The organism is Salinimicrobium sediminilitoris (assembly GCF_020866905.1).
Taxonomy (GTDB): domain Bacteria; phylum Bacteroidota; class Bacteroidia; order Flavobacteriales; family Flavobacteriaceae; genus Salinimicrobium; species Salinimicrobium sediminilitoris.
Genome location: NZ_JAIVCC010000012.1, coordinates 11,547 through 24,602, shown reverse-complemented (window position 1 = coordinate 24,602; position 13,056 = coordinate 11,547). Strand labels below are relative to the sequence as shown.

At 42.0% G+C, this 13,056-nt stretch carries 12 protein-coding genes; 7 read left to right on the top strand and 5 right to left on the bottom strand.

Annotated elements, in window-relative coordinates:
- The first annotated feature begins 76 nt into the window (after positions 1-76).
- From LA313_RS11245 to yidC, 3 genes are all read left to right on the top strand, one after another.
- Positions 77-310, top strand: coding sequence for a DUF3820 family protein (locus LA313_RS11245; protein ID WP_228914990.1), 234 nt, complete (start codon positions 77-79; stop codon positions 308-310).
- Positions 311-445: 135 nt separating this feature from the next.
- A complete protein-coding gene (locus LA313_RS11240) occupies positions 446-2,083 on the top strand; it encodes a CTP synthase (protein WP_228914985.1) in 1,638 nt (545 codons plus the stop codon).
- A gap of 65 nt (positions 2,084-2,148) precedes the next feature.
- Positions 2,149-3,987 (top strand): membrane protein insertase YidC, encoded by a 1,839-nt coding sequence (gene yidC, locus LA313_RS11235; RefSeq protein ID WP_228914983.1) that lies wholly within the window; start codon positions 2,149-2,151, stop codon positions 3,985-3,987.
- 83 nt (positions 3,988-4,070) lie between these two features.
- On the opposite strand, the gene LA313_RS11230 is transcribed toward yidC, so the two are convergent.
- Positions 4,071-5,051: a fasciclin domain-containing protein gene (locus LA313_RS11230; RefSeq protein ID WP_228914981.1), complete on the bottom strand. Its 981-nt coding sequence runs from the start codon at positions 5,049-5,051 to the stop codon at positions 4,071-4,073.
- Between the two features lie 90 nt (positions 5,052-5,141).
- Between LA313_RS11230 and LA313_RS11225 the strand changes: the two genes are divergently transcribed.
- The 4 genes from LA313_RS11225 to LA313_RS11210 all read left to right on the top strand — a co-directional run bounded on the left by LA313_RS11225 (position 5,142) and on the right by LA313_RS11210 (position 8,620).
- Entirely contained in the window at positions 5,142-5,819 is a 678-nt protein-coding gene (locus LA313_RS11225; RefSeq protein WP_228914979.1) for a toxin-antitoxin system YwqK family antitoxin, read from the top strand.
- 58 nt (positions 5,820-5,877) lie between these two features.
- Positions 5,878-6,276, top strand: coding sequence for a lipocalin-like domain-containing protein (locus tag LA313_RS11220; protein WP_228914977.1), 399 nt, complete (start codon positions 5,878-5,880; stop codon positions 6,274-6,276).
- 145 nt (positions 6,277-6,421) lie between these two features.
- Positions 6,422-7,609, top strand: coding sequence for a tRNA 2-thiouridine(34) synthase MnmA (gene mnmA / locus LA313_RS11215; RefSeq protein WP_228914975.1), 1,188 nt, complete (start codon positions 6,422-6,424; stop codon positions 7,607-7,609).
- Positions 7,610-7,675: 66 nt separating this feature from the next.
- A complete protein-coding gene (locus tag LA313_RS11210) occupies positions 7,676-8,620 on the top strand; it encodes an NAD(P)H-dependent flavin oxidoreductase (RefSeq protein WP_228914973.1) in 945 nt (314 codons plus the stop codon).
- On the opposite strand, the gene LA313_RS11205 is transcribed toward LA313_RS11210, so the two are convergent.
- From LA313_RS11205 to guaA, 4 genes are read right to left on the bottom strand one after another with little or no spacing between them, the layout of a single operon-like run.
- Entirely contained in the window at positions 8,617-9,165 is a 549-nt protein-coding gene (locus LA313_RS11205; RefSeq protein WP_228914971.1) for a DUF922 domain-containing protein, read from the bottom strand. The genes LA313_RS11210 and LA313_RS11205 overlap by 4 nt on opposite strands.
- Complete coding sequence (locus tag LA313_RS11200) at positions 9,146-9,565, bottom strand: OsmC family protein (protein ID WP_228914969.1); 420 nt, start codon at positions 9,563-9,565, stop codon at positions 9,146-9,148. Before LA313_RS11200 ends, LA313_RS11205 begins: the two co-directional genes overlap by 20 nt.
- On the bottom strand, positions 9,565-11,490 hold the full coding sequence (locus LA313_RS11195; protein WP_228914968.1) for a LysM peptidoglycan-binding domain-containing protein: 1,926 nt from the start codon (positions 11,488-11,490) through the stop codon (positions 9,565-9,567). Before LA313_RS11195 ends, LA313_RS11200 begins: the two co-directional genes overlap by 1 nt.
- Positions 11,491-11,500: 10 nt before the next feature.
- Entirely contained in the window at positions 11,501-13,030 is a 1,530-nt protein-coding gene (guaA, locus tag LA313_RS11190; RefSeq protein WP_228914967.1) for a glutamine-hydrolyzing GMP synthase, read from the bottom strand.
- Positions 13,031-13,056: the final 26 nt, after the last annotated feature.

Genomic DNA, 13,056 nt, shown 5'->3' with positions numbered 1-13,056 from the left:
TTTATTCCTGAAGTTTTTACCTGAAAAACTTCGGAAAAAAACTTTCTTATTTTGACATTTTTGAGACCTTAGCCACATGGATCCCAAACCCGATTATAAAGCTCTGTTAGACCTCGCCCATGCAAAGATGCATTTTGGCAAATACAAGGGCCGCTACCTTTCAGAACTACCTGAATTTTACCTGGTTTGGTTTAGACAGCAGGGATTTCCGAAGGGAAAAACAGGAGATCAACTTCAACAGGTGCTGGATATAAAGGTCAATGGGATGGAAGACATTCTTAGGACAATTAGAAGAAAATATCCCAGGTAGGTGATTTTAAGGGCTTTTTGAACGCTTCTAAACCCTTAAAGTTTTGCTAACATATTCTCCAGCAAATGGTTTCTTTTTCTTTTCTTCTTTGTAATTTAGCGCCCTGAATAAAAAGACGCATAAACACCTCTCAAAATGGCTGAAACCAAGTATATCTTTGTCACCGGCGGCGTTTCCTCTTCGCTTGGAAAAGGCATTATCGCTGCTTCCCTGGCAAAATTACTGCAAGCGCGCGGGTACAAAACCACTATTCAGAAACTGGATCCCTACATCAATGTTGACCCAGGAACTTTAAACCCTTATGAACACGGCGAATGCTATGTGACCGAAGATGGTGCCGAGACAGATCTTGACCTGGGGCATTATGAAAGATTCCTCAATGTAAATACCTCCCAGGCAAACAATGTTACCACGGGCCGTATTTACCAAAGTGTAATTGAAAAAGAGCGCCGCGGGGAATTTTTGGGAAAAACAGTACAGGTTATTCCTCATATTACTAATGAAATTAAGGAGCGTGTTCAGCTTTTAGGAAAGAATCACGAGTACGATATTGTAATCACCGAGATTGGTGGTACCGTGGGGGATATTGAATCCCTCCCGTATATTGAAGCAGTACGACAGTTAAAATGGGAGTTGGGAGATGACAATGCACTGGTGATCCACCTCACGCTTGTCCCTTATCTTTCGGCTGCCGGCGAACTCAAAACAAAGCCCACCCAGCACAGTGTTAAAACCCTCATGGAAAGCGGACTTAGGGCCGATATCCTGGTTTGCCGTACAGAACATGAACTCTCTGACGATATAAGAAGAAAGTTAGCCTTGTTTTGTAACGTGAAGCAGGAAGCAGTTATCCAATCCATTGATGCGTCCACAATTTATGACGTACCAAATATGATGCTGGAAGAAGGCCTGGACACAGTTACGCTGAAGAAATTAAATCTACCCGATGACACCACTCCAGATCTTACGCAGTGGAATGAATTTTTAAAAAGGCACAAGAATCCAAAACACGAAGTCACTATAGGCCTTATAGGAAAGTATGTGGAACTCCAGGATTCTTATAAATCTATACTTGAAGCCTTTATTCACGCAGGTGCTGCCAATGAGGTGAAGGTAAATATTGAAAGCATACATTCAGAATTTATCAACGAGAACACAATTCAAAATAAGATATCTCACCTGGATGGAGTTTTGGTAGCCCCCGGTTTTGGGGAGCGTGGTATTGAGGGTAAAATAGATGCTGTGCGTTTTGCGAGAGAAAACAAATTACCCTTTTTAGGTATTTGTCTCGGAATGCAAATGGCAGTGATTGAATTTGCGCGGAATGTGCTGCAACTTAAAAACGCGAATTCTACCGAAATGGATTCTACTACCCCTCATCCCGTCATTGATCTTATGGAGGAACAAAAAGAGGTTACTCATATGGGCGGCAGTATGCGACTGGGATCCTGGGAGTGTTCTTTAAAGGAAGACTCTATTGCCAGGAAAGTTTATGGCAAGAGCCAGATCTTCGAAAGACACCGTCACCGTTATGAATACAACAACCGTTATGCTCCCCAAATGGAGTCACACGGTTTGAAAAGCACAGGAGTAAACCCGAAAACAAACCTGGTTGAGATCATTGAAGTTGAAGATCACCCATGGTTTGTTGGCGTACAGTATCACCCTGAATATAAAAGTACAGTGGCCTCGCCTCACCCACTTTTTATAGCCTTTATTAAAGCTGCAAAAGAATACTCACAGAAAAAGAAGAATGCCAGCCTGGCACAATAGTCCTGTTTGGTCACAATTTTGACTGGCAATGACAGCGGAACGGTCCGCGTTTATTATTTTTTAGAATGGAAGAAAAAAAATTAGATATTAATTCTCTGATAGGTTTCCTTTTAATTGGGGGAATCCTGCTATGGATGTTGTACATGAATCCTTCTGCTCCAGAAGTTGTGGAGGAACCGGCTACAGATGAAGTTGTAGTTACTCCAGATGAACAGGAAGGACTTGCACAATCTAAAATGATACAGGAAGCAGATTCTGCAGCCGTTGCACGCGCAGCCAGCAGGTTGGGTGCTTTTGGATATTCGGCCACTTTACCTTCGGCTACAGAGAATGAGACTTCGGTTGAGAACGACGTTCTTGCGCTGAGCTTTTCAAACAAAGGCGGTTATCTTTCCGAAGCAAAGATGAAGAACTACAAGACCTTTGATTCGATCCCTGTCTATCTTATCAAGGATAATAATGCCTCTCTAAATCTCACTTTTACAACAAGTGATGGAAGGGTATTGAATACAAAAGATCTTTACTTTGAGCCTACAGTGACCAAAAATGGAGAGAATACTGTTGTCTCCATGAAGTTAAAGGTCTCTCCACAAGAATTCCTTGAATATCGATACGTTCTGAAACCGGGAGAATACATGATGGATTTCACCATCCGCTCTCAGGGTCTTAGCGATGTCCTCAATCCATCAGATCCTGTCCTGCTTGACTGGAAACTTAAGGGTTACCGGCATGCGAAAAGTATAACCTACGAAAACCGTTATACCAAACTTGTTTATGAGTATGATGGCGGTGACGATGACGAGGTGAACGATGGAGAAGAGGAAGAAAATGATATTTCCTACGTTGCCTATAAGCAGCATTTCTTCACCTCAATCCTTCTTACCGATACTCCTTTTGAAACCGGGAAATTTAAGGCCGAAGACCTTGTAGAAGATGAGGAAGTAGATACTTTATACACTAAAGCCTTTGCCTCTACCCTGCCGCTGCAGCTTAATGGTGGGGAGCTTAATTACAACATGAACTGGTACTATGGACCAAGTGATTACCAGATCCTAAACGACTATGACAGGAATCTGGATGAAATCATACCACTAGGGTGGGGAATCTTTGGCTGGATCAATAAGTACGTGTTCATTCCTTTCTTCTCCTTTATCACCAATTATATGGGATATGGGTTAGCAATTATCGTTATGACCATTGCAATTAAACTGGTGCTTTCCCCTGTTCAATACAAACAGTATTTATCACAGGCCAAAATGAAGGTTTTAAGACCTGAAATTAATGAGCTGAATGAGAAGTATAAGGACAACGCAATGAAAAAGCAGCAGGAAACCATGAAGCTGTACAGCAAGGCCGGTGCCAGTCCAATGAGCGGTTGTCTCCCTGCATTGATGCAAATGCCGGTGTTTTATGCCTTATTCATGTTTTTCCCAAGTGCCTTCCAGCTGAGACAAAAGGATTTCTTATGGGCCGATGACCTTTCAAGTTATGACAAGATCGCCGAATTGCCTTTTTACATTCCTTTCTATGGAGATCACGTGAGTTTATTTCCTATTCTTGCGTCCATTGCTATCTTCATTTATATGATGATGACAACCGGGCAAACCATGCAGAATGCCCAACAGCCGGGGATGCCCAACATGAAGTTCATTATGTATCTTTCCCCCCTCTTTATGTTAATCTTCTTTAACAACTTTGCGAGTGGGTTATCTCTGTATTATTTGGTTTCAAACCTTATTACCATTGGGATCATGCTCTTTATTAAACATTTTATCCTTGATGAGGAGAAGATCCACGCGAGAATTCAGGAAAATAAGAAGAAGCCTAAGAAACAGGGGAAATTTGCCCGCAAAATGCAGGAGATGATGGAACAGGCAGAACAGCAAAAGAAAGGAAAGAAATAATATTTCCTTTTCGCTAAATAAAAAGAAGAGCCCGGAAATTTCCGGGCTCTTCTAATTTAACCAACCACTATTAATAAACTAACCTATTCCATAGAAGGCAACAACACGGTATCAACCACATGAATTACTCCATTGTTTGCCTGTACATCAACTAAGATAATATCTGCTATTCTACCATTGGCATCTGTAATTTGCGCCCCGTTTTCGGTATTAATTGTAAACATTTGGCCCGCAAGAGTAGAGACTTCCATATCGTCCATAATATCTCCAGATCTCACATTAGCCTCGGTCACAACGTGGTAACTTAAAGTTGAAGCAAGCACATCTGTAGGAATATCTCCCAGAGAATTCATCTCCAACTCCGCCAACAAATCAACAAAAGCATTATTTGTAGGTGCAAAGACTGTAAAAGGAGCCGGAGAATCTGTCATCATTAAAGTACTTACAAAGGTAAAGTCGTCTTCACGTGTAAGAGCTGCCACCAAAGTGTCAAAAGTAGGGTCTGCCAGTGCAAAAGTCACAATAGTTGGCAAGCCTATAACTTCATCTACAGCATGGATAACCCCATTGTCTACCTCAATATTTGCGGCAGTAACTGTAGCTACACCATTAATCATTACGCCATTTTCAGTACTTATGTACATAGATAGGTTATCATCAGATCCGGTCCTGGTAGCCATACTCGGTATATAACCGGTAGAAAGATCGGCTGCCATTATTTCCCCCATTTGCACATGGTTAAGGAGTACCTGGGTAAGCAAAGCAACAGGAACTTCAGATAGTTCAGAAAATCCATTATCTGCCAGGAAATCAGCAAATGCATCATTATCGGGTGCAAAGACGGTATAATTTTCTGTTCCGTCAAGCGTTGAAGTAAGACCGGTCACCTCGAGTGCTGCCTCCAGGGAAGAGTAGTCATCATTTGCCGCAACAAAATCTACTATGGTGTTTGTTTCAACGACCGGTGGAGTTGTACCATTGTCATCATCATCACTGCAGGCAGTAAAAGCTAGCAGAAAAAATAGACCTGCTGCTATACGATATAAATTCAATAAATGTTTCATAAGTTTTAATTTAGCGTTACAGTTTCAAAGTTAGATCATTACAAACGACAATAATGTTTAAGTTTAGTTAATTTTTATTAAACAAAAAGAATGAACAAATTAAAGAGTTTTACCCTCACATGTTTCCTGGTTATGCAAGTGATCACGGGATGGGCACAGGAAGATATAAATAGGCATGACCCAGAAGGGAAGCGCCATGGATACTGGAAAGAATATTTTAATGACAACAGATCACAACTAAAATTTGAAGGAGAATTTAACCACGGAAAGAAAATAGGATTGTTTAAATTTTATCAGGAAGGATTAAAACAACCTGTCGCTATCATGGACTTTAATGCCGAATCTGACCGGGCTACGGCAAAATACCTCTCTCAAAATGGAAAAATTATTAGCGAAGGGGAAATTTATGATCAAAAACGAGTAGGAGTTTGGACCTATTATCATAAAAATTCTGATGAGGTGATGATGACCGAAAATTATGAAGAGGGAGAACTTCACGGTCCAAAAAAGGTTTATTACGATGAAGGACAACTCGCCGAGGAGGCTAACTATAATTATGGAGAATTACACGGCCCCCGGAAGCTATACTCAGAAAAAGGTGTTGTACTGGAAGATCTCTATTATGAAAACGGGGAGCTTCATGGACCTGCTAAGATCTTCAATGGCAAAGGAGAATTAATGAGTGAAGGCATTTATCGCAACAATAAACACCATGGCACCTGGAGATATTATGAGAACGGAAACCTTAAGGAAGAAAAAGAATTCTAACTAATCTTTTTCTTAGCAGACTTTTGATATATTTACTTAAAACCTAAAATTGACCAATATGAAGAAGTATTTGTTTTTATTTTCAGCATTTGCACTTTTGTTATTTGCATCCTGTAGTGATGATGATGACAACACCGCAGACAATAGTATAGTTGGAACCTGGACTTTAGAAAGTATCAATCCACCTGTTTTCAATTTAAATTGTCCACAACCTTCAACTCTAGATCTTATGGGTAATGGTACAGCAGAGTGGGAGCTCTATGATGCCGAGAACGAATGCTCCCTGGACTCAAGTTCAGGTACATGGGAAAAGAATTCAGGTGATAGTTACACCATCTATGTTCCCAACCTTGATGCTATAGAGGGAACAGTTAAGTTTCAAAACGCTAATAGCTTTACTTTCACCACATCGGTGATGGGGGTTACCGCAATCCTTACCTTTAACAGGCAAATCTAAATTTCCTGAAAAATTAAAAAAGGCGGCTTAGTCCGCCTTTTTTAATTTAGGTTACTTCCACCGCACATCCCTGACTTCCCAAAAGTGGCAAATTTTCTGTATTTTTGCACCTCATTTTAAGCCTAAAAAAGGCGGGAGAAAGCATATGAAAAGAGTAGTTGTAGGTTTATCGGGCGGTGTCGATTCCAGTGTGGCAGCCTATCTTTTAAAAGAGCAGGGTTATGAAGTAATTGGGCTTTTTATGAAGAACTGGCACGATGAAGGGGTAACAATTTCTAAAGAATGCCCCTGGCTTGATGATTCAAACGATGCCATGCTTGTAGCCGATAAACTGGGAATTCCCTTCCAGACTGTAGACCTTAGTACCGAATACAAGGAGCGAATCGTGGATTACATGTTTAATGAATACGAACGCGGCCGTACTCCCAATCCGGATGTTCTCTGTAACCGCGAAATAAAATTCGACGTGTTCATGAAGATCGCCCTATCTTTGGGTGCCGATTTTGTAGCAACCGGTCATTACTGCCGCAAAGGAAAAATCACTGTAAATGGTGAACCCGTTTATCGCCTCCTTTCAGGAAAAGACAAAAATAAAGATCAGTCATACTTTCTTTGCCAGCTCTCTCAGGAACAACTGGCAAAAACTCTTTTTCCCATTGGGGAGCTTCAAAAAAGTGAAGTGCGACAAATAGCTGCCGGGCAAGACCTCATTACTGCGGAAAAAAAAGATTCCCAGGGACTTTGTTTTATAGGAAAAGTTCGGCTTCCCGAATTTCTTCAGCAAAAGCTTCAGCCTAAGGAGGGAGATATTGTGGAGGTTTCGGCTTCCGAGGCAAAGTACAAACCTGAAGCACGGGAATTCAGGAATAAACAAGAGGAACTGGAATACTTATCGAAAAAATATACCTATTCTCCTTCAGAAGGAAAAAAAGTTGGGGAGCACCAGGGGGCCCATTATTTCACTAAAGGCCAACGCAAAGGACTTGCAGTTGGAGGTACACCAGAACCTCTTTTTGTGATCGAGACAGATGTGGAGCAAAATGTCATTTATACAGGACAGGGAAAAGACCACCCGGGAATTTACCGGCGTGCGCTCTTTGTCTCGCCTGACGAAACCCATTGGGTACGTGAGGATTTAAAACTGAAGGAAGACCAGGAGATGCAGGTACTCGCCCGAATTCGATATCGCCAGCCTTTACAGAAAGCCACCCTTCATCAAACCGGCAGTGGTCTTTATATAGTTTTTGAGGAGCCCCAGGCTTCTATTACAGAAGGGCAATTTGTTGCCTGGCATCTTGATGATGAGCTAATAGGATCGGGAGTTATTTCTTAAATTCGCGAAAGAACTTTCTCAACCCTTTCCGGGCTTCAAACCCTGAAAGGGTTATAATCTCCAAATATGACCAACAATAGAATTACGCAGCTTTTTAACATAAAATATCCAATAATCCAGGCGGGAATGATCTGGGCAAGTGGCTGGAAACTGGCCAGTGCCGTGAGCAACGAAGGAGGACTGGGTATAATTGGTGCGGGCTCAATGTATCCCGAAGTGCTGCGGGAGCATATCCAAAAATGTAAAAAAGCAACTTCCTTTCCTTTTGCCGTAAATGTCCCCATGCTATATCCAAATCTGGAACAGATCATGGAGATCATCATTGAAGAGAAGGTGCCAATTGTCTTTACCTCGGCGGGAAATCCTAAAACCTGGACCTCCTATCTTCAGGAAAAAGGTATAAAAGTAGTGCATGTGGTGAGCAGCGTAAAATTTGCTCTCAAGGCTGAAGCCGCCGGAGTCGATGCAGTTGTTGCCGAAGGTTTTGAGGCCGGTGGTCATAATGGAAGAGATGAAACTACCACCTTTACCCTCATCCCAATGGTTAAGGAACAGATCAAGATCCCATTAATAGCCGCCGGCGGAATCGCTACCGGTCGTGGAATGCTTGCCGCTATGGTCCTGGGAGCAGATGCGGTACAGGTAGGAAGCAGATTTGTTGCAAGTAACGAAGCTTCTTCTCATCCCCATTTTAAGGAAATGGTTGTGAAAGCCAAAGAAGGGGATACTGTGCTCACTCTAAAAGAACTGGCTCCGGTAAGACTGCTTAAAAATCACTTTTTTGAGCAGGTAACCGAACTCTATTCTAAAAATCCTACCAAAGATCAATTAATAGAGCTCCTGGGAAGAGCAAGAGCTAAAAAAGGAATGTTTAAAGGGGATCTGGAAGAAGGGGAATTGGAAATTGGCCAAATTTCGGGCTTGATCCACGATATCAAACCTGCAGCAAAGATCCTGCAAGACATGCTATCGGAATTCAATGAAGCTAAAGCAGAAGTTGCTAATCTTTAGGAAGAAAAGTCTTCCAGCTTTTCCAGTTCTTTTTTAATATACTCCTGCCACTCAAGCTGGGCGCCTTCTTCCATGCTGTGTTTGGTTTCAAGATCGAATTTATTCTGCATAGAAGCCCGTTCTATTTCTACTTTTTGATAAATAGCCTGCAAAGCAGGCTTTACTTCCCTGGTTTTCTTAAAATCGAATTCTGAAAGAGCTTTACGCAACTTTCGTGCGTGAAGTTCTGTAATATCAAAATGCAACTGCTCATGAGCTAAAAGGTGGATTGAGCCGCTATTTTTGACCCAGGATTCTTTAGGATTAAAAAAAGAATGCACTTCATAATTATATTCTTTTCCTAAAACAGAACTTTTGAGGGACCAGGAATAAGAGATTCCCGAGCTTGTATTGGCAGTGAAGGGACTATTTGGATCTGGCGTGGCTTTGAAATTTTCCCAGGTAAGGGAATTTGCTCCCCATTTCAATCTCTCCTCTTCCATTTGAGCCTGTAACCCAAAGGAAATCAACAGGAATAGGAGACCGTTAAAAATCTTTTTTTTCATGCTTATAGTGAAAACTAATATCCAGAACAATATCGGGGTGTAAACTGTAGAGAACGGGACAGGTCTTTGCTGCCCGCTCAAGGATCTTCCTGTGCTTCCCGTCATAGGAAGCCGGGAATGTTAGCACAACTTCTATGCCTGCTATTCTCCGTGGGTCTGCAGCCATACTTTTAGTTATTCCGGCAGTAGCGCCTTCAATATTTATTCCCAGTTCCCGGGCCTTGATCCCCATGATCGTAAACATACAACTACCCAGGGCCGTGGCGACAGTATCTGTTGGAGAAAAGGCTTCCCCTTTTCCCTGATTATCAATGGGCGCATCTGTAATGAAACTGCTTTTGCTTTGCACATGTTCACATTTGGTCCTAAGCTCCCCTAAATATGTCACTTTTGAAGTCATTACCGCACTACATTTAAATTAAGGTTGCGGTCGTAGGCAAGAATATAAACCGAATTGTTGATGTACCCCCCATTTGGCCTTTGCTCGTAATTAAATTTATTCTCAACGTATTGTGTAGTTCCATCTTTTTTGATCGACTCATAAAGATTCCCGGCAGATGCCAGCCTTAGCAGTACATCATAAGTTACGTCAAAACCTCTTACCGCAGCTGCTGAAGGCGTAACGCCGTATTTCTCAATATACTTTTTAATGAAATTCCGGTTCTTTTCGGGATCAAAGGCGCGGTCAATCGATGGATAATGGAAGTTCAATTTTCCCAGGTGATTGTTGGAAATATTATCACTTTCAAAAGATTTATTTCTGTCGGTGGTCAAAAGTGTGATCTTATAACTATCGGCCAGGGAGTTGAGGTATGAGGTCGCATTGCTCAATACACCAATCTTACTGGATTCCAGTATAACCCAATTGGGTCTGGTCTTATCTAAAGCTCCTGCCACCTGTCCCTGATTGAGATATCCACCTTCTGAAGGAGTGATGACCCGTGCTGAAGGAAAGGCAGAAGAAAGTCTTCTCCTTTTTTCAGAAGCACTTCCATCGGCAATAATGATCAGGTTCTTACCTGCAGAATGTTCTGAAATATAAGTGATCATGGCCTCACTCAGCATTTCATCTGTAGGACGTGCCTGCAGAAAATTATTAAGAGAGGCAGTCTCTCTTTTGGTAAGGGGAGAGATCACAGGAATATTCCGGTTTTCCATTGAACGTGCAACGGTTTCTACCGTAGATTGCAAAAGAGGTCCAATTACGGCATCTACGTCATTGAAGTTATGAGTATTTAAAAGCACGTTTACCTTCCCCGGATTCCCTTCGGTATCCAAAAAAGTAACATTTGAAGAAATTCCCTTTGCCTTGGCAGAATCAATAGCCATAAGTACCCCGCTGTAAAAATCCAGTGAAAGTTGCATTACCTGGTCTTTCTTGATCCTTTCAGGAAAATTGTTGGAAGTATCGTTTACTACAAGCTTGTTCTTATTGAATGGCAACATCACCACCAGCTTTTTAGTCTCATAGTTATTGATCTTGCGCTCCAGGTTCACGTATTCTTCAACAACATATTCCCCTACTCCTTCAGCAAGCTCAATGTTGGGAATTCGTAAAACCATGCCCGATTTTAAACCATCGGTTAATGCAGGATTCAATGATTCAAGGGAATCCCGGCTAATTCCGAAGCGACGCGTAAGACTAAACAAAGTTTCCTGCGGCTGTACCTGGTAATATTTAAAGAGGTTGCCTTCTACATCCACAACTTTCTCCACATCCCCATTACGAATCTTGATCACCATACCAGGCTGCAGGTTCTCCATGCTTGGATTTAACCTTTGTAGATCGGCAATGGTGATATTGTATTTCCGGGAAATACCGTAGAGGGTTTCCTGCGGAAGCACCACATGCTCCTTGACACTAAGGTCTAATGGATTAGAACGTGGCGGTGGGCTGGTTTGGACCTCAACTTTAGCGGATTGTTTTGGGATCCTGATGCGTTCTCCCCTGCGAAGTTCACTGGAATAAAGATGCTTATTATACTTTTTGATGTCCTCAATACTTACGTTGTACTGCTGAGACAGGCTAAACAGGGTTTCTTTCCTTTTTACCCGATGAATTTCAAATTGTTGATCGTCTCCTCCTGAAGTCTGAACATTTTCTACTGACCCTGAATTAACAGGCACTACCAACTTCCCTTCCGGAGTTATTCCGCGGCGGGCATCGGGGTTGTATTTAAAAAGGGTTTCTTCAGAAATATTGTATTGCCGGGCAATCTCCTGTGTAGTTTCTCCTTTCTTAACTATGTGGTATTTGTACTGCTGTGCAAAAGCCTGAACGGCAAACATTTGAAAAAACAGGAAAAAAACTGCAATTTGTTTCATAGATCTTTTTTTATTCCCACTCAATAGTGGCGGGTGGTTTGGAGCTTATGTCATACACTACCCTATTAACGCCTTTCACTCTGTTTATTATTGTGTTAGATGTTTTTTGTAAAAAGTCGTAAGGCAGGTTCACCCAGTCTGCCGTCATTCCATCTGTGGATTCAACTGCACGCAAGGCAACAACTTTCTCATAGGTTCTTTCATCTCCCATTACCCCTACCGAATTAACCGGCAAAAGGATAGCACCTGCCTGCCATACCTTGTCGTATAACATCCATTCTTTAAGTCCATTTATAAAGATGGCATCTACCTCCTGTAAAATACGAACTTTCTCGGGGGTGATATCCCCAAGTATCCTAATTGCTAATCCTGGACCCGGGAAAGGATGCCTACCTAATAATTCTTTGTCAATTTCCAGCTCTGCTCCAACTCGCCTCACCTCATCTTTAAATAACATTCGAAGCGGCTCAACTACCTTTAGCCTCATATAAGCCGGTAAACCTCCCACGTTGTGGTGAGATTTTATGGTGACCGAAGGACCGTTCACAGAAACAGATTCAATAACGTCGGGATAAATCGTTCCCTGCGCAAGAAATTTCACATCCTGGATACGATGAGCCTCATCATCAAATACATCAATAAAAGTTTTTCCTATCGCCTTTCGTTTTCCTTCAGGATCGGAGATACCTGCCAGAGCTTCCAAAAAACGTGCCGAAGCATCTACCCCTCTTACGTTAAGCCCCATGTGCTTATACTGGTCCAGTACACTTTCAAACTCATCTTTTCTAAGAAGCCCATTGTTTACGAAAATGCAGTAAAGATTTTTACCAATGGCTTTGTGAAGAAGAACAGCAGCAACGGTAGAATCTACCCCACCGCTAAGTCCCAGCACTACTTTATCATCTCCAATTTGCTTTTTAAGGTCATCTACGGTCATATCTACAAAAGCTTCGGGAGTCCATTCCTGGGCTACTTTAGCGATCTTTACCAGGAAGTTCTCGAGCAGTTGCTTTCCATCTGTGGAGTGATAAACTTCCGGATGGAATTGAATAGCGTAAGTCTCCTCACCATCAATACGATAAGCGGCATTCAGCACATCTGGCGTACTGGCGAGGCGAATTCCGTTTTCAGGTAATTCCTTGATGGTATCGCTATGGCTCATCCAAACCTGGGAATTTTCAGTAATATCTTCAAACAAACCTTCGTTGTCTTTGATCACCGAAAGGTTTGCGCGACCGTATTCCCTTATTTCTGAAGCTTCCACTTTTCCGCCGTTAAAATGAGCGAGATACTGGGCGCCGTAACATACCGCAAGAATTGGTAACTTCTTCCTAATCTTGGAAAGATCGGGATGAGGAGCGTCTTCTGCTCTAACCGAAAAAGGACTTCCCGAAAGAATTACCGCTTTAAAAGTTGAAAGATCTGTAGGAATCTTATTGAAAGGGTGGATTTCGCAGTAAATATTCAGTTCTCTAACCCTGCGGGCGATCAACTGGGTGTATTGCGAACCAAAATCTAATATGAGGACGTTGTTGTGCATGCGCAAAAATAGGAATTTGAGGTAAA